Source organism: Agromyces cerinus (assembly GCF_016907835.1).
GTDB classification, from domain to species: domain Bacteria; phylum Actinomycetota; class Actinomycetes; order Actinomycetales; family Microbacteriaceae; genus Agromyces; species Agromyces nitratus.
Genome location: NZ_JAFBCT010000001.1, coordinates 665,566 through 686,029 on the forward strand (window position 1 = coordinate 665,566; position 20,464 = coordinate 686,029).

The following is a 20,464-nucleotide window of genomic DNA, read 5'->3' on the forward strand; positions in this document are numbered from 1 at the left end:
CGCGCCCTGGTCTCAGAGGAGGATCGAGCGACGCTCTCCGGGCCCCACACGAAGGGCGTCCTCTGAGAGCGGCCGGCCGAGGTGCGGATCGTGGAATCGGTCGTCGCGGGCGGGGACCGGCGTCCACGCGAGCTCGCGCGAGGTGTGGTTCTCGAGCCACACCTCGTCGTCGAGCCGCACGCCGACACCGATGCGACCGTCGCCGAAGGGGATGTCGTCTGCCGCGAGGAGGCCGACGCCGCGCGGCAGTGCGTGCCGGGTCGTCACCGCCGAGGCGGACGCATTCGGCTCGAGGCCCAGGAATCCGGCGACGATCTGCGCGACGAGGGTGAACGACACCTCCGGATAGTCGCCGTTCGATCCCTGCGCCGCGACCTCGTGACGCTCATCGCGCGCGTCGTACACGGTGCGCATCCACTCGTACGCGGTATCGGGGCGTCCGTGCCGCAGGAACACCTCGGGCACGTAGCTGAGGGCCTCCACGTTGCGCGGCGCGGTGGCGTCGTCACGGCACGCGCGATCGATGTGATCGAGCACCGCGGCGCGGTTCGGGTGGTCGGTGTCGACGAGGCCCTTGAGGGGTGGGAACCAGTTCGCCTCCTTCAGCCATTCCCGCAACGGTCTCCCCTCGGCGTCCCGAGCGGAGACGAGTTCGCCGACCGATCGATCCGGAGCGCCCCACTCGCGGGTGAAGACCGCCGCGAGCTGCTCGGCGGCCGCGGTGAACCGCTCGGCCGCTTCGCGCTCGCCGAGAGCCGACTCGAGGCTCGCGGCGTGACGGTTGGCCGCGTACTGGGCCGCGAACGCATCACCGGCCTCCAGCAGGGCTCCCGCAGGCCGTTCGTTATAGCTCGCGGCGCCGTCGAAGATGCCGGGTCCGTCGGCCTCGGCCACCCCGTTCGGGAGGATCCGGTCGTGCGCCGCGACGAATTCGGTCAGGGTGCGGCGCCAGTGCCCGTGATGCTCGAGGAGTGAGCGGTCCCCAGTCCACCGATAAAGCACGTGCACGAGTTCGACGAGCTCGAAGACGGCGGGCAGCTCGCGCACGAAGCGGTCGGGACCGCGGTAGTCGATGGCGAGCGGCGTGACGCGGTCGAAGTTCAGCGCCCACACCGGCCAACCGCCGTGCTCGGGCGTCGCGGAGCGGACGAAGCTCTCGAGCATCGCGGCATTGTGCCGCGCCAGCCCGAGCAGCTGCGCACCGACCGCCTGATGCGCGAAGTCGCGAAGGTAGTAGCCGCTGCGGAACCGGTAGCCGGCGTGATAGCTCGCCCGGTAGTCGGCCGTGCGATGCGGGCCGGCGTCTGCTTCGGAAACGTCGAGCGGCCCGTGGCTGCCGTCGGACACGACGAAACGCGTGGCGGTCTGCGATGCCCAGTCGAACATCTCCGCGAGGGACGCGTCGTCGGTCGCGATGCGGAGCCCGGTCACTGCGCGACCAGCTCGATCAGGCCGGCCTCCTGGGGGCGGAGGATCGGCATCGGCAGCCCCACCTCGGCGAGGACGGCGCCGGGCCAGACGCCCGCCTCCGACCACCAGTCGGGCTGGCGACGGGTCGACGTCGGATCGGCGGCCACATCGGGCCGCACCCGGGCCACGCGATAGCTCGCCGCGGGGTCGAGCCCCGCGAGCCGGAGCGCGGGTCCGGGAAGGTGCGCGGGGGAGTCGATCGTCGCGATCGTCGCGATCGCATGCCGACGGTCGGCCGAGACGACGGTCTGGGCGATGATCGCGGGCTCGCTCTCGAGGCGGTGCAACCTGCCGCGTTCGATGAGCGGGCGCAGGCGCACGAACTCGGAGATCCATCCGGTGAGTGCAGCGCGCTCGTCGGCGGTCGCCTCACGCAGGTCCCACTCGATGCCGAAACTGCCGATCATCGCCGTGATGGCGCGGAAGTCGATCGAACTGGTGCGGCCGGTGACATGGGCGGTCGCGGCGCCCACGTGCGCGCCCAGCAGCTCGGGCGGCATCAGCAGGCTCGTCCAGCGCTGGATGCGCTGGCGCTCGAGCGGGTCGTTCGAGTCGCTCGTCCAGAACCGGTCGGTGCGTTCGGCGATGCCGAGGTCGATGCGGCCGCCGCCGGCCGAGCACGATTCGATCTCGAGCCACGGGCACGCCGCGCGGATCTCGTCGATGAGGGTGTAGACGGCCTGCGTCTGGCGATGGACGGCCGCTCGGCCGGTCACGCGATCGACGGGTTCGACGAGGTCGCGATTGTGGTCCCACTTGACGTAGTCGATGCGATGTTCGGAGACGAGCTCCACGATGCGATCGCGCAGGTATGCGCGCGCGTCGGGGTGGCCGACGTTGAGCACGAGCTGCTGCCTGGCGAGCGGCGCGTCCCGGTGTTGCGGTGCGAGGATCCACTCGGGGTGGGCGCGGGCGAGCTCGGAATCGGGGTTGACCATCTCGGGTTCGAACCAGATGCCGAACTGCATGCCGTGTTCGCGGACGCGATCGACGAGCGGTGCGAGACCGTGCGGCCATACCTCGGGGTCGACGGTCCAGTCGCCGAGCCCGGCGCGGTCGTGCCGTCGGCCGAGGAACCAGCCGTCGTCGAGCACGAACCGCTCCACGCCGACTTCGGCGGCGAGCGCGGCGAGCTCGGTGAGCGGTTCGAGCGTGTGGTCGAAGTACACCGCCTCCCAGGTGTTCAGGGTCACCGGCCGGCCGACGGCGGGATGCGTCGGTCGGGCGCGCAGCGCGTCGTGAATGCGAGCGGATGCATCGTCGAGGCCCTCGCCGTAGGCCGCGCACAGCCAGGGCATCTCGTGCTCCTCGCCGGGATCGAGTTCGACCTCGCCCGGCAGCAGGAGCTCTCCGCCGCCGAGCGCGGTGCGCCCGCCGTTCGTGCGGTGAGCCCACAAGCGCTGATTGCCCGACCAGCCGAGGTGCACCGCCCAGACCTCACCCCTGCCGAAGTCGAAGCCGTCGGTACCGGCGACGAGCAGCGTCGCCGCGTCCGGCCCGGGGCGTCCGCGGCGCTGCTCGCGCAGGTGGGTGCCGTCGGTGATCGTCGTGCGCTGCGGGCGCCGTTCGCCGTTGTGCCGACCGGAGAAGTCGAGCAGCTCGGCCGCGCGGCCGGGCACGGGGAGTGCGAGGTCGAGCCCGTCGAGCCGGTATCGCTCCGCACCGTCGTTGCGGACGATGGCGCGCACTCGCAGGAGGCCGGAGCGGAGCAGCTCGAACTCCAAGCGGACGGCGAGCCGATTCGCGGCATCCGTCGCGGTGGCGACGAGTCGCTGGGCGATCGTCGCCGAGTCGACCTGCTCGACCTCGGTGACCACGGCGTCGAAGTCGGGGAACCCCGCGCTCCCGTCGCGATCACCGGTGAGTCCCGGCGGACCCATCCAGGCCTGCTTCGGTTCGGGCAGCACTCCGACCGCGAGCGGGTGATCCGGTTCGCTCGTCACACGGGTGCCGTGCGCATGCTCGGCGACGCGGGCGAGGGCGCTCTCGTCGAGGGATCCGAGGTCGCGTCCCCAATGGCAGATCACCGGCAGGGTGGTGCCGGATGCCTCGATGACGACGCTGACGCCTCCCGCGCGCAGATGGAACACCGTGTGAGCCATGTTTTGCCTCCGTTGCAAGTTTGCAGACTCCTGCTGCATATATACGAGCAATATGTTACTGTCGCCGAGTCGCCGATGACGCGACTCACCGAGAAAGGACTGCGAACAATGAGGTTCACGTTGAACAAGCGATCACGCGGGGTGGCGGTCACAGCAACCGCCATCGCTGCCGTTGCGGCACTCGTCGGATGCTCGGCGCCATCGGCCGACAACAGCGCAACCGATGGCGAAGTGGCGGGCAAGATCACGATCTGGACGTGGGATGCTCCGGGTGACGGGCTCAAGGCGGCGATTCCCGCCTTCCAGGAACTCCATCCCGATGTCGAGATCGATGTGCAGGACGTCGGCAACCCGGCGATCTGGGAGAAGATCACGACCGGCATGGCCGCGGGAGGCTCCGGCCTGCCCGACGTGCTGAACATCGGCATCGACTACATGGGCAACTACGTCGAGAAGTTCCCCGGCGAGCTCGTGGACCTGCGCGACTTCGGCGCAGACGAGCTCGCCGACGAGTTCCCGTCGGGGGCGTGGAAGAGCGGTTCCGGCGCCGACGGAGCCGTCTACGGCATCCCGTACGAGGTCAACGCAACCGGCTTCTTCTATCGGACCGACATCTTCGAGCAGGCCGGCGTCGACATCGACTCGATCGAGACGTGGGACCAGCTTCTCGAGGCGGGCGTCACGATCAAGGAGAAGACCGGCGTCAACCTCTACAACCAGGACAAGGCGGCGTCTGCGGCCGATTCCGCCGGACTCTGGCAGCTCCTCACTGCACTGCAGGGCTCGTTCTACTTCGATGAGCAGGGCGAGATCACGATGAACAGCGAGGCGGGCGTGCACTCCCTCGAACTCATCAAGAAGGCGAACGACCTCGGCATCGTCGGCGACGAACAGGGCAGCTGGGACACGCTGCTCGCCTCGCTCCGTGGCGAGACCGACGTCGCGATCATGCCGTCGGGCGGCTGGATGGCCGGCGTCATGGAGAACGAGGCGCCGGACATGGCCGGAAACTGGGGTGTTCGCCTCCCACCGGCCGTCGAGCCCGGCGGCATCACTGCGGCGGTGAACGGCGGAACCTACCTCTCGATTCCGACCGAGAGCAAGAACCAGCGCACGGCGTGGGAGTTCGTGAACTTCGCGCTCGGCACGCTCGAGGGCCAGGAGGTCGTCTACGACGGCGGAGGCATGTTCCCCGGCTACAAGCCGATGCTCGAATCCGAGGGCTTCGCCGAACCGAGCGAGTACTTCAACGGGCAGTCGCCGAACGCGATCTTCATCGCCGAGCTGGCGCAGGACACCCCCGTCGTCAACTACACGAGCGACTACGCACGGGCGCTGAAGGCCCTCACCGACGCGCAGACGCGCGTGCTGCTCTCGGGGGCCGACCCCGAGGAAGCGCTGAACGAGGCCGCCGAACAGGTGGCGCAGCAGACGAACCGCAAGCTCGCGTCCGACTGACCGGCCGGGTGCGTCGGCGCGACCCGCCGGCGCACCCCCTGACGAAGCGATCCAACGTGAATGCACTCCTCGAGACCGTTGACGCGCGGCCGGCCACCGACCGTCGTCGTCCACCGTCCCGCCGCCGCCGTTCCTCGATCGGCCACCCCCGGCTCACGCCGTACCTGTTCCTGCTGCCCACGATCCTGTTGTTCCTGGCCTTCAAGCTCTATCCGTACCTCTCCGCCTTCTGGGTCAGCCTGACGCAGAACGTCGGCGGGGTCACCGCCTTCGTCGGCCTCGACAACTACATCCGCCTCGCGCAGGACCCCCTGTTCTACACCGCGCTCGGCAACACGTTCCTCATCCTCGTGGTGCAGGTGCCGCTCATGCTCGCTCTCGGCATCGTGCTGTCGGTCGCGTTCAACTCGATGCTGCTCAAATGGCGCGCGTTCTGGCGTACCAGCTATTTCGTTCCGATCGTCATGGGCCTCGTCGCCTACGGCATCCTCTTCAGGGCGCTGTTCGACTCGGGAGACGGCATCGTCAACGAGATGCTCGGCGCGGTCGACATCGGTCCGATCCCATGGCTCGTCGACCCGTTCTGGGCGAAGATCTCGATCGTGCTCGCGATGACCTGGCACTACACGGGTCAGAACGCGATCATCTACCTCGCGCAGCTCCAGTCGATCCCGGGTGAGCTCTACGAAGCCGCCCAGGTCGACGGCGCCAACGGGTGGCAGCGGTTCTGGAACATCACGATGCCCGGGCTGCGACCCGCGCTGCTGCTCACCGTGATCCTCTCGACGATCGGCACGCTCCAGCTCTTCGACGAGCCGTACGTGCTGACCAACGGCGGTCCCGACAACGCGACGCTGACGATCGGCATGTACCTCTACCAGAACGGGTTCCGGTACTTCGACTTCGGGTACGCCTCGGCGATCGGGTATGCGCTCACGCTCATCATCGCCGTGATCTCGCTCATCCAGTTCCGCCTCTTCAAGGAGAAGACCCGATGACCGACGCACTGGTCGGAGTCCGCGGCCGACGCACCAGGTCACTCGTGCTGACGACGGTGATCGCTGCTGGAAGCGTCGTGATGATCCTGCCGTTCTACTGGCTCCTCATCGCGACGACGTATCCCTCGAGCGAGATCTTCGCCTCGCCGCCGAACCTGCTGCCCGGCCCCGCGTTCTTCGACAACCTCTCGGGCCTGTTGACTGAGACCCTGTTCGGCCGGGCGATCGGCAATTCGGTGCTCATCGCTTCCGTGTACACCGTGCTCGGCCTGGTCGTCTGCACCGCAGCCGGCTACGCGTTCGCGAAGTTCGAGTTCCGCGGGCGCGGCGTGCTGTTCGGCGCGGTGCTGGTCACGCTCGCGCTGCCCTCGCAGGTGACGCTCGTGCCGTTGTTCCAGATCATGGTGACCCTCGGCTGGCTCGACACCTATCAGGCCCTGATCCTGCCGAGTCTCGCGATGCCGTTCGGCATCTTCCTGATGCGCCAGACGATGCTGGCCGTGCCCGACGAGCTGCTGCAGGCCGCCCGGGTCGACGGTGCGGGGGAGTTCCGGGTGTTCAGCCGCATCGTGCTGCCCACGGTGCGTCCCGCGATCGCGGCCCTCGCGATCTTCCTGTTCCTCGGCCAGTGGAACGAGTTCGTCTACCCGCTCGTCGTGCTGCGCACGCCCGAGTCGTTCACCATCCCCGTCTCGCTCGCCTCGCTGCAGGGCATCGGCACCACGGACTACGGCCAGCTGATGACGGGAACCCTCCTGTCGGTGCTGCCGATCCTGGTGCTCTTCCTGTTCCTGCAGCGTCATTTCGTCGCCGGCATCCTCGCCGGCGCAGTCAAGCAATAGGAGTCCTGCACGTGCTACTTGAAGACCACCACCTCTCGCTGATCGAGTGGACCGAGCTCCCCAGGGGCATCCGCCTCGGCACCGGGGGTTCGGTGCGGGTGTCCGAGCGGGGCGAGGACGGCCCGCTCGTGCGGGTCAGCCTCGCGGTGCAGGGTGAGGGCCAGATCGTGCTCGAGCTGCCGCTCGGCGACGCGGCCGGCTACTGGAACCCCGGGCTCTCGGGCGGCCGCGGGCTTCCCGCCGACTGGGCAGGGCGCGACGCCTTCAGCGCGGTGCGGTCCGCCCCGATCGGCGCGCTCTACGATGCCGATGGGAGCAGCAGGCTCGCATTCGGCTTCGACTGCCTCGTGCACGAGGGCGAGCTGCAGTACGGCGTCTCCGAGGAGGAGAAGACGTTCGTCGTGCGCCTGCCGATCGAGGGGCGCCTCGCTGAGCTCGAGTCCGGGCTCGACCTCGTGGTCGTGGGCGAGGCGATGCCGTACGCCCGGGCGATCCGCGCGGTCTCGGAGGCCGTGCGCGCCGATCTGCCGGTCCGTCCCGCGTCGAGCGCATCGCGAGAGCCGGTGTACTCGACCTGGTACGCCCATTCGCAGCGCATCTCGGAGCAGGTCATCGAGGCCGACGTCGCGGTCGCGGCGGAACTCGGCTGCCGCTCGGTCTTCATCGACGACGGCTGGCAGCGCTTCGGCGACGGCCGGTGGTATGCGGGCTGTGGCGATTGGGTGCCCGACCCGGTCAAGTTCCCCGACCTCGCCGCGCTCTCCGGCCGGCTCCATGCACAGGGCCTCGACGTCGTGCTGTGGATCGCCCCGCTCCTGCTGGGAGAGCAGAGCGAGGCGTTCGACCGCCTGCACCGATTCGCCCCGCACTACTCCGAGGCGCTCCGGACCCGCGTGCTCGACCCGAGGCATCCGGAGGTGCGTGCCTCCCTCATCGAGACATGCGCCCGGCTCGTGCGCGACTACGACCTCGACGGGCTCAAGATCGACTTCCTGAACTCGGCCATGGTCTACGCGGGGGAGCCGTCGACGGGCGACATCGCCGATGTCGGAGAGGCGATGACGCTGCTGCTCCGCGGCGTCGCCGATGCCGTCGATCTCGAGCGTCCAGGTGCCCTGATCGAGTTCCGCCAGCCGTACGTGTCACCGGCCGTCGCGTCGTACGCCGACGTGGTGCGTGCCGACGACTGCCCGGCCGACGCGGTCCAGAACCGCCGGTCGATCCTCGACCTGCGCCTGCTCGCGAACGGGCAGATCGTGCACGCCGACCCCATCATGTGGGATCCGACGGCGCCGTCCGATGCCCCGGTGCGGCAGTTGTTCGGCGCGTTCTTCGGCGTGCCCCAGATCTCGATGCCGCTGGTGTCGCTCCCGGCGGCGCACCGTGCCGAGGTCGCCGCGGTGCTCCGGGTGTGGCGCGAGCTGCGCGACGTGCTGCTCGACGGCGAGATCACCGCGGGCCTGCCGATCGACGGCTATCAGACGGCGGCCGCCCGGCTCGGCGACACGCTCCTCGTCGTGGCCTACGGGGCCAGCATCCTCGACCTCGACCTCGACGGGGTGCGCCGACTCGTCGTGCTGAACGCGTCGGGGTCGGGACAGCTCGCCTACCGGAGCAGCGCGTCGACGCCGGCGACGGCCGGGCTCACGGTCCTCACGGGCGAGGCGCGCGGCGTGGAGTCGATCTCCGTCGAGCTGACGGCGCAGGGCTTCCTGCCGGTGCCGCCGTGGTCGATCGCGGAGCTCGCGATCGGCTGAGGTCGAGTCCGGGCATCCAGGTCCCGTGCGGCACGCGGCACGCCCTGGAACACGCGAACGCCGCCCGGTGCCCGGAGATCCGGGCGCCGGGCGGCGTCATCGCGTAGCGGGCGGTCAGAGCGTGTTGCCGAGCTTGAAGCCCTGCTCCTCGTCGCCCTTTCGGGTGTACGAGAAGCCGTCGGCGCCGATGGTGACCTCCATCTCGGAGGAGTCGGTGCGGGCGACCACGGCCTTCGGGTTGCCGTCGAGGTCGAGCACCAGCGAGGCATCCGTGTACCAGCTCGGCACGACGGGGTTGCCCCACCAGTCGCGCCGCTGGTTGTCGTGCACGTCCCACGTGACGACGGGGTTGTCGGGGTCGCCCGTGTAGTAGTCCTGCGTGTAGATCTCGACGCGGTGGCCGTCGGGGTCGCGCAGGTACAGGTAGAAGGCGTTCGAGACGCCGTGGCGGCCCGGGCCGCGCTCGATGGCGTCGGAGCGGCGCAGGGCGCCGAGCTTGTCGCAGATCGCGATGATGTTGTGCTTCTCGTGCGTTGCGAACGCGACGTGGTGCATGCGCGGGCCGTCGCCACCGGTCATGGCGGTGTCGTGCACGGTGGGCTTGCGGCGCATCCAGGCCGCGTACGTGGTGCCCGCCTCGTCCTGGATGTCCTCCGTGACGCGGAAGCCGAGGTCCTCCATGTAGGCGACGGCTCGGGGCACGTCGGGCGTGACCTGGTTGAAGTGGTCGAGGCGCACGAGCGCACCCGGCGTGTAGAGGTCGTAGCGCCACGCGAGCCGCTCGACGTGCTCGACGTCGTAGAAGAACTCGTACGGGAAGCCCAGCGGGTCCTCGACGCGCACGGAGTCGCCGATGCCCTTCGTCCAGCCCTCGGCGCGGCGCTCGACACGGCAGCCGAGCTCCTCGTAGAAGGCGACCGCCTTGTCGAGGTCTTCAGGGCTGCGCACACGGTAGCTGAACGCGGCGACGGCGGCCACGGGGCCCTTGCGGAGCACGAGGTTGTGGTGGATGAACTCCTCGAAGGAGCGGAGGTAGACGGTGTTCTCGTCCTCCTCGGTCACGATGAGATCGAGCACGTCGACGTAGAACTTGCGGCTGGCCTCGAGATCGGTGACGACGAGCTCCATGTACGCGCAGCGCAGGATGTCGGGCGCGGGTGCCTTCGGCGTCGGGATGCGGTTGACCGGCACGGGTACCGGGTCGGTGGCGGTCACGACGGGTTCGGGCGAATCGGGGGTGATGACGGGTTCGGTCATGGTGGTGCCTTCTCTTCTCTGAGCGGATGTCGCGGGGCCGGTGCCGCTACTTGGAGGTGCCGAAGCGCGGCGAGTGCGCCTCGTTGAGGGTGATGTGCACGGCCTGCTGGTCGGTGTAGAAGTCGATCGAGCGGTAGCCGCCCTCGTGTCCGAGGCCCGACGCCTTGACACCGCCGAAGGGGGTGCGGAGGTCGCGCACGTTGTTCGAGTTCAGCCACACCATTCCGGCCTCGACCGACTGGGCGAAGTTGTGGGCGCGCTTGAGGTCGTTCGTCCAGATGTAGGCGGCGAGCCCGTAGCGGGTGTTGTTCGCGAGCTCGAGCGCCTCGTCGTCGGTGTCGAACGGCGTGATCGCGACGACGGGCCCGAAGATCTCCTCCTGGAAGATGCGGGCGTCGGGCGAGACATCCGCGAACACCGTGGGGGCCACGTAGTTGCCGGTGTCGAGGCCCTCGGGGCGGCCGCCGCCGGCGACGAGGCGGCCCTCGCCCTTGCCGATCTCGACGTACGACATGACCTTCTCGTAGTGCTCGGGGTGCACGAGCGCCCCGACCTCGGTCTTCGGGTCGTGCGGGTCGCCGACGACGATGTTCTTCGCGCGCGCCGCATAGCGGGCGACGAAGTCCTCGTAGATCGGGCGCTCGACGAGCACGCGCGAACCGGCGGTGCAGCGCTCGCCGTTCAGCGAGAACACGCCGAAGACGGTCGCGTCGAGCGCGGATTCGATGTCGGCGTCGGCGAAGACGACGGCGGGGGACTTGCCGCCGAGCTCCATCGAGAGGCCCTTCAGGAACGGGGCCGCGTTGCCGAAGATGATCTGGCCGGTGCGGCTCTCGCCGGTGAACGAGATGAGGGGCACGTCGGGGTGCTTGACGAGCGCGTCGCCCGCTTCTTCACCGAGGCCGTTGACGAGGTTGAAGACGCCGTCGGGCACGCCGGCCTCGCGGAAGATCTCGGCCCAGAGCGACGCCGACAGCGGCGTGAACTCGGCGGGCTTCAGGACGACCGTGTTGCCGGTCGCGAGCGCGGGGGCGAGCTTCCACGACTCGAGCATGAACGGCGTGTTCCACGGCGTGATGAGGCCGGCGACGCCGATCGGCTTGCGGTTCACGTAGTTCACCTGGCGACCGGGCACCTTGTAGGTGTCGTCGCGCTGGGCGACGATGAGGTCGGCGAAGAACCGGAAGTTCTCGGCGGCGCGCTGTGCCTGGCCGAGCGCCTGCGTGATCGGCAGGCCCGTGTCGAAGGTCTCGAGCTCGGCGAGGCGGGCGTCGCGGGCCTCGATGAGGTCGGCGATGCGGTGCAGCACGCGCGAGCGCTGGCGAGGGAGCATGCGGGGCCAGGGGCCCTCGTCGAATGCGCGCTTCGCCGCGGCGACGGCGAGGTCGATGTCGGCCTGCTGTCCGGCGGCCGCCTGCACGTAGGTCTCGTTCGACACGGGGTCGAGCACGTCGAACGTCTCGCCGCCGACGGAGTCGACGAACTCGCCGTCGATGAAGTGGCGGATGCGGTCGGGCAGGTCTTCGGGGATGTAGTGCGTCATGTCATGCGGCTTTCGGTTCGTCGGCAGGGAAGCGTTTCGGGGAAGGGGACGGTCAGGGCGCGGGCAGCGGGTGCCGCGACTGCGCGGCGAGCACGGCGTCGAGTGTCGCGGTGCGGTGGCGCCGCGCGGCGAGCTCGATCTCGAGGGCGTCGGCGCCCTCTTCGATGAGCGCGAGGATGCGCTCGTGCTCCTCGACCGACTCGTGCGCGCGGCCGGGTACGAAGCTGAACGAGGAGTCGCGCAGCACCGTCATGCGGTTCCACCCGCGGTGCACGAGGTCGAGGATGTGCGGGTTCGGGCACTCCTCGAAGAGCACGGCGTGGAATTCGAGGTTGAGTTCGGTGAAGCGCGTCGGTTCGAAGTCGTCGAGGGTGCGACGCATCCGCTCGTTGATCTCGCGCGCTCGCGCGATGTGGTCGGGGGAGATGAACGGCGCCGAGAGTGCGGTCGCGGCTCCTTCGACGAGCGCGAGCGTCTCCATCGTGTGCAGGTACTCGGTCTCCTTGATGAGGGCGACCTGGGCGCCGACGTTGCGCTCGAAGGTCACGAGCCCCTCGGCCTCGAGCAGGCGGATCGCCTCGCGCACCGGCACGACCGAGACGTCGAGCTCGCGCGCGATGGCGCCGAGTACGAGCCGGTAGCCGGGCACGTAGCGACCGTCATCGATGCGGGTGCGGATGAAGCGGTACGCCTGCTGCGACTTGCTCTCGGTCGAGCGCTCGGTCTGCGCCTGGGGGGTCATGATGCCTCCTGTGCGGCGCGATAGCGGGCGAGCCACTCGGCATTCATGGGGAAGAGCCCGTCGACGGATGCCCCGGCAGCAACCTGCTCGGCGACGTACGCTTCCTGCCGCTCCTGTTCGAGTGCCTCGGCGAGCACCTCCTCGACGAGTTGCGGCGGGATCACGATGACGCCGTCGCCGTCGCCCACGATGACGTCGCCGGGCTGCACGGCTGCGCCGCCGCAGGCGATCGTGACGTCGACCTCCCACGGCACGTGGCGTCGGCCGAGCACCGAGGGGTGCGCGCCCTGCGAGAACACGGGGATCTCGAACCCGGCGACGGCGTCGAAGTCGCGGACGCCGCCGTCGGTGACGATGCCGGCGGCGCCGCGCATCTGGGCGCGGAGGGCGAGCACGTCGCCGACGGTGCCGGTGCCGCGTTCGCCGCGGGCCTCGACCACGAGCACCTCGCCGGGCGCGACGGTGTCGAAGGCGAGCTTCTGCGCGTTGAACCCGCCGCCGTGGCTCTGGAAGAGGTCGGGGCGGAACGGGATGAACCGGAGCGTCTTCGCCCGGCCGACGATGCGGTCCCCGGGGTGGTTGGCGGCGACGCCCTCGATGAAGATGTCGTGGTAGCCGCGCTTGCGGAGCACGACCGAGAGGGTCGCGACGGCGACGCGGCCGAAGTCGGCGCGCAGTTCGTCGGTGAGCTCGAATGCGGGAGCCGCGGGAGACGCTGCGGTGGCCGGGGCCGATGCGCGGCCGGCGGCGACGGCCGCGGCGAGCTCCTCGTCGCTGCCCCAGGCTTCGACGCGCTGGAGGTCGTCGGTGGCGGGTTTCGTGCCGAAGTCGCCGAACTCGGCTTCGCCCTGCGTGATGGTCGTCACGAGTCGCCCGGTCGTCGGTGCACCCGGGGCGCCCGGGGCATCGACCTCGACCTCGACGACATCGCCGGGCAGCACGACCGAGGAGCCGGCGGGCGTGCCGGTGAGGATCACGTCACCGGTCTCGAGGGTCATGAGCTGCGAGAGGTCGGCGACGAGCCGGCCGAAGGGGAAGAGCAGCGTGTCGGAGGTGTCCTCCTGCACGAGCTGCCCGTTCACCCAGGTTCGCACGCGCCAGTCGCCCTCGCCGATGCCCGCTGCGGGGATCACGGTCGGGCCGAGGGGGGTGAATCCGTCGCCGCCCTTCGAGCGCACGTTCGAGCCCTTGTCGGCGGCGCGCAGGTCGTAGAGGCCGAAGTCGTCGGCGGCCGTGACGGATGCCACGTGCTTCCATCCGTCGGCAGGGGAGACGCGCCGGGCGGGCTCGCCGATGATGATCGCGATCTCGCCCTCGAAGGCGAGCAGCTCGGTGCCTGCGGGGCGTTCGAGCGTCGCGCCGGTGGGGGCGAGCGAGGAGGCCGGCTTCAGGAAGTAGCTCGGCTGGGCGGGCGTGCGGCCGCGCTGCGCCGCCCGTGAGGGGTAGTTGAGGTGCACGGCGATGATCTTGCCGGGGGTGGCGATTCCGGAGGTCAAATTGTCCTCGTCTCTAGATATCTGAAATGATATACGATCTGGCGCAGGCTGTCGAGCGGGGCACGCACCGGCTCGTCAGTAACTCGCGCGGGTCGAGCCATCCGCCGGGATGAAGCGGTCGGCGAGCGCCTCCGAGGCGCGAGCGACGATCGCGACATCAGCGCCGACGGAGACGAACGATGCGCCGGCGGCGAGGTAGCGCTCAGCGTCGGCGGGCACGAATGCGTTGACGCCGACGGGCTTGCCCGCCGCGATCCCCGCGCGGATCGACCGCAGCACGCCCTCGACGACGTCGGGGTGCGACTGCTGGCCGATCAGCCCCATCGAGGCCGCGAGGTCGGCGGGGCCGATGAACAGGGCGTCGACGCCGTCGACCGCGGCGATCTCCTCGACGACCGCGACGGCGGTCGCCGACTCGATCTGCACGGTGAGGCTGATCGTCGACGCGGCGTCGTGCAGGTACCGGTCGACCCGGTTCCAGCGCGACGAGCGGGCGAGGGCGGCGCCGACGCCGCGCACGCCGTCGGAGGGGTAGCGCACCGCCCGCGCGAGCTCGGCGGCCTGTGCGGCCGAGTCGACCATCGGCACGAGCAGGTTCTGCACGCCGAGGTCGAGGTACTGCTTGATCAGCACCGTGTCGCCGATCGGCGGGCGCACGACGGGCGCGACCGGGTAGGCCGACACGGCGTAGAGCTGCGCGAGGATCGACTCGAGCCCGTTGGGGGAGTGCTCGGCGTCGATGAGCACCCAGTCGAGGCCGCTGCCCGCCGCGATCTCGGCCATGATCGGGCTGCCCGAGCACACCCACATGCCCACGAGCGGGCGATCGGATGCCGCGATGCGGGCCGTGATCGTCTCGGGGAGGTTCATTCGAATCGGCACGTGACTGCTCCCAGCTGTCCGTAGTCGGCATGCACGGTGTCGCCGCGCTCGACCCACATGGGCCGGGTGAACGACCCGGCGAGGATGATCTCGCCCGCCTCGAGCGACTGGTCGTGCTGGGCGAGCTTGTTCGCGAGCCAGGCGACGCCCATGGCGGGGTGGCCGAGCACCGCTGCGGCGACGCCCGACTCCTCGATCGTCTGGTTTCGGTAGAGCAGGGCCGAGACCCAGCGGAGGTCGACGTCGTCGACCTTCACGGGCCGGCCGCCGACCACCATGGCGCCCATCGCGGCGTTGTCGGAGATGGTGTCGACGATCGTGCGGCCCTGCATCTCGATGTGCGAGTTCAGGATCTCGAGCGCCGGCACGACGTAGGCGGTGGCGTCGAGCACGTCGAAGATCGTGACATCCGGGCCCTGCAGGGGCTTGGCGAGCACGAAGGCGAGCTCGACCTCGATGCGCACGTTCGAGAAGCGGTCGAATTCGACGGATGTCCCGGACTCGACGACCATGTCGTCGAAGATGACCCCGTAATCGGGCTCGGTGATGCCGGTGGCGACCTGCATGACCTTCGAGGTGAGGCCGATCTTGCGGCCGACGAGGCGCGCACCGTCAGCCTGGCGCCGGCTCGCCCAGACGCTCTGCACGGCGTAGGCGTCGTCGACGGTCATGCCGGGATTCCTGGCGGTGAGGAGCGGCACGGTGCTTCGGTCGTGATGGGCCGTGACGAGTTCGTCGGCGATCGCTTCGATCCTGGTCTGGTCCAGCAATATGTGCTCCACTTCGTCGTCGAGGGGTCCCGAGGTGATCGTATATGACCGGTCGTGCCCGGTGGCATCCCGAGCCATATTCGTATTTGAAATCGTATATCATGACCGGATAGCTCGTCTCGGGCTCGACGACGAGCTGCCCCTGACCGCGGACACGACAGAGGAGTCGCCCCCGCATGACCACGACATCCGCCCCCGCCACTGCGCCCGCCCAGACCGACGCGAGGCGCCGCGAACTCCGCCGCGTCGCATTCGCCACCGTGATCGGCACCACCATCGAGTGGTACGACTTCTTCCTGTACGCGAGCGCCGCAGGCCTCGTCTTCCAGGTGCTCTTCTTCGCCCCCGCCGGCCCCGAGTTCGCGACGATCCTGTCGTTCGCGACGATCGGCGTGAGCTTCCTCTTCCGGCCGCTCGGCGCCTTCCTCGCCGGTCACTTCGGCGACAAGATCGGCCGCAAGGCGATGCTCGTCGTGACGCTCGTGCTCATGGGCGCGGCCACGACCCTCATCGGCGTGCTGCCCACCTACGAGCAGGTCGGCATCCTCGCGCCGATCCTCCTCGTGCTCCTGCGCATCCTGCAGGGCCTCTCCACGGGCGGTGAGTGGGGCGGCGCCGTGCTCATGGCGGTCGAGCACGCGCCCGACGGCAAGCGGGGACGCTACGGCGCCTTCCCGCAGATCGGCGTGCCGATCGGCCTGCTGCTCGCCTCGGGCGTGCTCGCGCTCATGACGGGTGTCATCTCGCCCGGCGACGCGTTCCTCGAGTGGGGCTGGCGCATCCCGTTCCTGCTGAGTTTCGTGCTCATCATCGTCGGCATGATCGTGCGCCGGTCGGTCGACGAGAGCCCGGTCTTCACCGAGATCGCCGCCCGCAAGGAGCAGACGAAGACGCCCATCGCCCAGCTCTTCAAGCGCCACTGGCTGCTCGTGATCCTCGCCGCGCTGACCTTCGCCGGCAACAACGCCGCGGGTTACATGACCACCGGCGGCTACATCCAGAACTACGCCACCACGCCGGTCGCCGACGGCGGCCTCGTCGGCATGGAGCGCACCCCCGTGCTGCTCGCGGTCGCGGGGTCGGCCGTCGTCTGGATGATCGTCACGTGGATCGCCGGCTCGGTCTCCGACCGGATCGGCCGCCGCAACACCTACATCATCGGCTGGATCGCCTTCCTCTCCACGGTGTTCCTGCTGTTCCCGCTCGTGAACACCGGCAACGTCTGGCTGCTCTTCGCCGGCCTCGCGCTCTTCACGATCGGCAACGGCTTCACCTACGGGCAGCAGGCCGCGTACTTCACCGAGCTGTTCCCGGCGTCGATCCGCTACTCGGGCGTCTCGATCACCTACGCCCTCGGCGCGATCCTCGGCGGCGCCTTCGCCCCGATGATCTCGGCGGCGCTCGTGCAGGCCACCGGCTCCGCGACGTCCGTCGCGTTCTACATCGCGGGCATCATGGTCGTCGCCTTCATCGCGACCCTGCTGCTGAAGGACCGCACCGGCATCCCGCTCGGCCCCGACCACGAGGCGGAGCAGTCGGCGAGCGCCATCTACGGCGTGAAGTAACCGGCAATCGAGACGCGGATGCCCCGGCGGGAACCTTCCCGCCGGGGCATCCGTTGTTCGCGGAGCCGAGCGGTCAGCGCGAGTTCACGCGCACGATCTCCTCCTGGTAGGGCGCGACGACGGCGCCCGAGATGCGGCAGTCGAGCAGGAGGAAGCGGCGCTCTGCCACGGGCGTCGCCGCCCAGTCGGCGAGCCGGTCGAGGTCGGAGAGGCTGCGCACGACCACTCCCTCGGCCCCGAACGCCGCGGCCGCGGCCGCGAAGTCGACCTCGGGAATCAGCATCGGGGCCTCGGCGAGGCCCTTCAAGCCGTAGAGGTTCACCTCGGCGCCGTATGCGGCGTCGTTCCAGACGACCGCGACGCCGCGACCGCCTGCGGTACGCACGGCCGTCTCGAGGTCGGCGATCGCCATGAGCCCGCCGCCGTCTCCCGTCGTGAGCACGACCGTGGCCTCGGGCTTGGCCGCCGCGGCCCCGGCGACACTCGGGAAGCCCTGCCCGATCGACTGGAACGCCGTGCCGACCATCATCATGCGGTCGGGCGAGGCGACCGGCCAGTACATGTTCGCCCACCCGATGAAGTGTCCGCCGTCGGAGACGACGACGCGATCCTCGGGCAGGAGATCAGCGATGCGGCGCGCGGTGCTGCGCGGGTCGAGTCGGCCGTCGGCGGCGAGATCGTCGCCCGGTTCGTACGCCCGCAGGGCGGTCGCATCGATCGACTCGCGCCAGCTGGAGGACTCCGCACCGACCCTCTCGAGCTCATCGACGATCGCGCGGGCCACGAGTGCGGCGTCGCCACGCACGTAGCCGCCCACGTTCGGGTGGGTGGCAGACGATGCGACGTCGACCTGGAACACGCGGGTGCCCGGGGCGAACAGCTCGCCGAAGCGCATCGTGAACTGGTTCAGCGACGCGCCGAAGACGACGGCCACATCGGCCTCGCGCACGAGTTCCATCGCGCGATCGGCGCCGAACCCGCCCGAGACGCCGAGGTCGTGGCGGGCGTCGGGGAACACTCCGCGGCCGAGCGCGGTCGAGGCGGTCACTGCACCCGTGGCGGCGGCGAGCTCGCCGAGCACCTCACCGGCGCCGGCGAGCCAGGCACCGCGTCCCGCGAGCAGGAACGGCCGGCTCGCGCCTGCGAGTGCGAGCGCGATCTCAGCGATCTGGCGGTGCGCGAACTCCCCGGCCGGCGCGAGCGGCGCGGGACGTCGCGGGCTCGTCGCCTCGTGCAGGGCGCCCGCTTCGGCGGCGGCGACGTCGTAGGGGATCGCGAGCACCACCGGCATCCGGTACGCCAGCGCGTGCTCGATCGCGATGATCGTCGTCGCCTGCGCGTCGGTGCGGCCGACCGTGTAGGTGCGGGCGCCGACCGCCGAAGCGAGGGCGATCTGGTCGACGTCCCAGGGGCGACGGCCGGAGGTCGGCTCGTCGCCGACCACGAGCACGAGGGGGACCCGGGCCTGCGCCGCCTCGGCGAGCGACGTGAGGGTGTTCGTGAACCCGGCACCGTAGGTCGAGGTCGCGGCGGCGATGCGGTTCGAGGCGCGATAGTGCGCGTCGGCCGCCACGACGCCGCCCGCCTCGTGGCGAACGGCGGTGAACGAGGCATCCGTGGCGCGTTCGATCGTGTCGAGGAAGTAGGCGTTGCCGTTCCCCATGACGCCGAAGACGTGGTCGATGTGGGCGGAGAGGGCGTGCGCGACGTGCGCGGAGACCGAAGACATGGCGGTGTCCATTCGAGACGAAGACGGAGGAGGATTCCGTATATGTCTCGCACGACGGCGGGGATCACCCGCGGTTCGGCTTCGTGCCCTTTTTTCGAGCACCGGCGCAACAGGGCGCCTGGACGATGAGCAGCCTAGCGCAACGGCGCGGTGCGGTCGGTCTCGGAGCTCAGCGGCCGAAGAGCCGGGCGAAGAAGCCGGGCTCGGCCGGGTCGTTCTCGTGGCCGGTGCACCGGTCGCCCCGCGGAACGCCGCGCATCACCGAGTCGACGTGCTGGCCGCAGCCGGCCCACGTGGTCTTGCCGCACGTCTTGCAGGTCACTGCTCGGCACATTCCGTCGGTTCCGTTCTCTCGGGGAGGCGGGTGAATACCCTGGGGGTATTCTTTCAGGCGCTCGGCTGGGAGATCGCCGACAGCATCCCGGCGCGACCGACCGTCCCACGCACGGCATGATGGTCGGGTGAAGACCACCCAGCTGCGCCAGTACGTGATCGTCGACGGACTCTACGAGGAGTTCGTCGCGTGGTGGCGGGAGGCCATGCCCGTGCTCCGCCCCGCGAAGGGGTTCGCCATCGAGTTCGCCTACGGCTCGCCCGAGACGAACGAGTTCACGTGGGCCGTGAGCGTGCCGGGCGACGCCGCCGAGTTCGAGCGGGTGGATGCCGCCTACAAGACCTCGCCCGAGCGCGCAGCGGTCTTCGAGGGGCTGCCCGACCGCGTCGCGTCGATGCGACTCTCCTTCATCGAGACGTACTGAGGTCTTCGGACTCACGCCCGGCCACCCGGTCGAACGCGTCCATGCCGGCCGCGGCCTGCCCGAGGCCGCGATGCCCGCGCGTCGTGAATGCTGCGACGAGGCTCGCAACGGCGAGCACCGCCGCTGCCGGCCCGCCGACGGGGTCGATGAGCAGGAGCAGGCTGTAGCCGCCGATGCCCGCGAGGAAGCGCACGACGCGCCAGAGCCATCGGGGCGTTCGGTGCTCGCGGGCGTCGATCAACACGGCCCGCTCACCGAGGGTCACTCCGCCGGTGAGGACCGAGATCGCCTGGGCGCCGATCGCCACGACGGTCGCCGACGCCGCGACCGCAGCGGACCACTCGAGCAGGGTCTCGCGACCGGACAGCACGAGGATCGCGGCGTTCACGGCGACCGAGAGGCCAGCCGCGGTGAGCCACACGCTCGCGAGGTCGACGAGCATCGCGAGCAGGCGTCGGCCCGTCGTGACCGGGCGTGCGACGGCGGCCGAGCCGTCGCCCCGGCCGCGGCGCACCACCAGGAGCGCCGCGAGCGACCCCAGAGCCGCGCCGACCGTGTTCGACACCAGGTCGCCCGTGTCGAACACGCGGTACGCGCAGTGGAAGACCCCCCAGACCCCGGTCAACTGGGTGAGCTCGATCGTGAAGGACACGAGCGCTCCGGCGGCGATCGCGACGGCGATGCCGCGGTCGAACAGGGCTCGCACGAAGAATCCGAGCGGCAGGAAGAGCAGCACGTTGAGTGCGAGCTGCTGCACAGCCGCGTTCGCGAGCAGCGAGCCGCCGTGCTCGGCCTGCAGGCGGGCGATGTCGACGACGTCCTCGAGCGGGTTCAGCACCACGCCGACGCACCGGAAGTCGTCGCCGTCGGGGAGCGGCAGCAGCGTGTACGCCCAGAGTCCCATCACGTAGAAGAGCAGCGCGACCCACCCGATCATCCGCATGGCGGAGAATCCGCCCCGGCGACGGTAGCTGAGCGCGACGAGCGGCACGAAGACGACGATGAGCGCCATCGAGCCGAACAGGACGGCGATGACCCCCGGCATGATGCGATCCACTCCGAGAGTCTACGAACGCATCCGACAGGATCCGAAGC

At 69.9% G+C, this 20,464-nt stretch carries 17 protein-coding genes; 6 read left to right on the forward strand and 11 right to left on the reverse strand.

The genetic code is table 11. The features are described from left to right. Positions 1-12: 12 nt before the first annotated feature. Positions 13-1,431 carry a glucosidase family protein gene (locus JOE59_RS03105; protein WP_204458893.1) on the reverse strand — a complete coding sequence of 473 codons (1,419 nt, stop codon included), beginning with the start codon at positions 1,429-1,431 and terminating at the stop codon, positions 13-15. Further along, positions 1,428-3,572, reverse strand: a complete 2,145-nt coding sequence (locus tag JOE59_RS03110) for an alpha-galactosidase (RefSeq protein WP_204458894.1) — start codon at positions 3,570-3,572, stop codon at positions 1,428-1,430. Before JOE59_RS03110 ends, JOE59_RS03105 begins: the two co-directional genes overlap by 4 nt. 108 nt (positions 3,573-3,680) lie before the next feature. On the opposite strand from JOE59_RS03110, the gene JOE59_RS03115 reads away from it, so the two are divergent. From JOE59_RS03115 to JOE59_RS03130, 4 genes are read left to right on the forward strand one after another with little or no spacing between them, the layout of a single operon-like run. Then, entirely contained in the window at positions 3,681-5,030 is a 1,350-nt protein-coding gene (locus tag JOE59_RS03115; RefSeq protein ID WP_204458895.1) for an ABC transporter substrate-binding protein, read from the forward strand. Positions 5,031-5,086: 56 nt separating this feature from the next. Beyond that, positions 5,087-6,028 carry a carbohydrate ABC transporter permease gene (locus tag JOE59_RS18650; protein ID WP_204458896.1) on the forward strand — a complete coding sequence of 314 codons (942 nt, stop codon included), beginning with the start codon at positions 5,087-5,089 and terminating at the stop codon, positions 6,026-6,028. Next, complete coding sequence (locus JOE59_RS03125; protein ID WP_179550722.1) at positions 6,025-6,870, forward strand: carbohydrate ABC transporter permease; 846 nt, start codon at positions 6,025-6,027, stop codon at positions 6,868-6,870. The genes JOE59_RS18650 and JOE59_RS03125 overlap by 4 nt, the downstream gene beginning before the upstream one ends. Positions 6,871-6,881: 11 nt before the next feature. Continuing rightward, positions 6,882-8,627 (forward strand): glycoside hydrolase family 36 protein, encoded by a 1,746-nt coding sequence (locus JOE59_RS03130; protein WP_204458897.1) that lies wholly within the window; start codon positions 6,882-6,884, stop codon positions 8,625-8,627. A 114-nt stretch (positions 8,628-8,741) separates the two neighbouring features. Here the strand turns inward: JOE59_RS03130 and hpaD are convergent, their stop codons facing one another. From hpaD to hpaH, 6 genes are all read right to left on the reverse strand, one after another. Continuing rightward, complete coding sequence (gene hpaD, locus JOE59_RS03135; RefSeq protein ID WP_204458898.1) at positions 8,742-9,884, reverse strand: 3,4-dihydroxyphenylacetate 2,3-dioxygenase; 1,143 nt, start codon at positions 9,882-9,884, stop codon at positions 8,742-8,744. 46 nt (positions 9,885-9,930) lie between these two features. Continuing rightward, complete coding sequence (gene hpaE, locus JOE59_RS03140; protein WP_204458899.1) at positions 9,931-11,427, reverse strand: 5-carboxymethyl-2-hydroxymuconate semialdehyde dehydrogenase; 1,497 nt, start codon at positions 11,425-11,427, stop codon at positions 9,931-9,933. A 52-nt stretch (positions 11,428-11,479) separates the two neighbouring features. After that, positions 11,480-12,169, reverse strand: a complete 690-nt coding sequence (locus JOE59_RS03145; RefSeq protein WP_204458900.1) for a GntR family transcriptional regulator — start codon at positions 12,167-12,169, stop codon at positions 11,480-11,482. Then, positions 12,166-13,665 carry a fumarylacetoacetate hydrolase family protein gene (locus JOE59_RS03150; RefSeq protein ID WP_204458901.1) on the reverse strand — a complete coding sequence of 500 codons (1,500 nt, stop codon included), beginning with the start codon at positions 13,663-13,665 and terminating at the stop codon, positions 12,166-12,168. The genes JOE59_RS03145 and JOE59_RS03150 overlap by 4 nt, the downstream gene beginning before the upstream one ends. Before the next feature lie 75 nt (positions 13,666-13,740). Further along, positions 13,741-14,541, reverse strand: coding sequence for an aldolase/citrate lyase family protein (locus JOE59_RS03155; protein WP_465252467.1), 801 nt, complete (start codon positions 14,539-14,541; stop codon positions 13,741-13,743). After that, positions 14,532-15,317, reverse strand: a complete 786-nt coding sequence (gene hpaH / locus JOE59_RS03160) for a 2-oxo-hept-4-ene-1,7-dioate hydratase (protein WP_204458902.1) — start codon at positions 15,315-15,317, stop codon at positions 14,532-14,534. Before hpaH ends, JOE59_RS03155 begins: the two co-directional genes overlap by 10 nt. A gap of 176 nt (positions 15,318-15,493) precedes the next feature. Between hpaH and JOE59_RS03165 the strand changes: the two genes are divergently transcribed. Then, positions 15,494-16,882: an MFS transporter gene (locus JOE59_RS03165; protein WP_204458903.1), complete on the forward strand. Its 1,389-nt coding sequence runs from the start codon at positions 15,494-15,496 to the stop codon at positions 16,880-16,882. Between the two features lie 73 nt (positions 16,883-16,955). On the opposite strand, the gene JOE59_RS03170 is transcribed toward JOE59_RS03165, so the two are convergent. Both JOE59_RS03170 and JOE59_RS03175 read right to left on the reverse strand, forming a co-directional pair. Then, complete coding sequence (locus tag JOE59_RS03170) at positions 16,956-18,611, reverse strand: thiamine pyrophosphate-binding protein (RefSeq protein WP_204458904.1); 1,656 nt, start codon at positions 18,609-18,611, stop codon at positions 16,956-16,958. A gap of 169 nt (positions 18,612-18,780) precedes the next feature. After that, entirely contained in the window at positions 18,781-18,945 is a 165-nt protein-coding gene (locus tag JOE59_RS03175) for a DUF8730 family Cys-rich protein (protein ID WP_376926925.1), read from the reverse strand. Between the two features lie 127 nt (positions 18,946-19,072). Between JOE59_RS03175 and JOE59_RS03180 the strand changes: the two genes are divergently transcribed. Continuing rightward, positions 19,073-19,369 (forward strand): hypothetical protein, encoded by a 297-nt coding sequence (locus tag JOE59_RS03180; protein ID WP_204458905.1) that lies wholly within the window; start codon positions 19,073-19,075, stop codon positions 19,367-19,369. On the opposite strand, the gene JOE59_RS03185 is transcribed toward JOE59_RS03180, so the two are convergent. Then, on the reverse strand, positions 19,353-20,426 hold the full coding sequence (locus tag JOE59_RS03185; protein WP_204458906.1) for a VanZ family protein: 1,074 nt from the start codon (positions 20,424-20,426) through the stop codon (positions 19,353-19,355). The genes JOE59_RS03180 and JOE59_RS03185 overlap by 17 nt on opposite strands. Positions 20,427-20,464 lie beyond the last annotated feature (38 nt).

Excerpts from the sequence above, each read along its gene's own strand:
- JOE59_RS03110 (WP_204458894.1), bottom strand. The coding sequence starts at position 3,572 with ATGGCTCACACGGTGTTCCATCTGCGCGCGGGAGGCGTCAGCGTCGTC.
- JOE59_RS03175 (WP_376926925.1), bottom strand. The coding sequence starts at position 18,945 with ATGTGCCGAGCAGTGACCTGCAAGACGTGCGGCAAGACCACGTGGGCC.
- JOE59_RS03165 (WP_204458903.1), top strand. The coding sequence starts at position 15,494 with ATGACCACGACATCCGCCCCCGCCACTGCGCCCGCCCAGACCGACGCG.
- hpaD (WP_204458898.1), bottom strand. The coding sequence starts at position 9,884 with ATGACCGAACCCGTCATCACCCCCGATTCGCCCGAACCCGTCGTGACC.
- JOE59_RS03115 (WP_204458895.1), top strand. The coding sequence starts at position 3,681 with ATGAGGTTCACGTTGAACAAGCGATCACGCGGGGTGGCGGTCACAGCA.
- JOE59_RS03145 (WP_204458900.1), bottom strand. The coding sequence starts at position 12,169 with ATGACCCCCCAGGCGCAGACCGAGCGCTCGACCGAGAGCAAGTCGCAG.
- hpaE (WP_204458899.1), bottom strand. The coding sequence starts at position 11,427 with ATGACGCACTACATCCCCGAAGACCTGCCCGACCGCATCCGCCACTTC.
- JOE59_RS03170 (WP_204458904.1), bottom strand. The coding sequence starts at position 18,611 with ATGTCTTCGGTCTCCGCGCACGTCGCGCACGCCCTCTCCGCCCACATC.
- JOE59_RS03125 (WP_179550722.1), top strand. The coding sequence starts at position 6,025 with ATGACCGACGCACTGGTCGGAGTCCGCGGCCGACGCACCAGGTCACTC.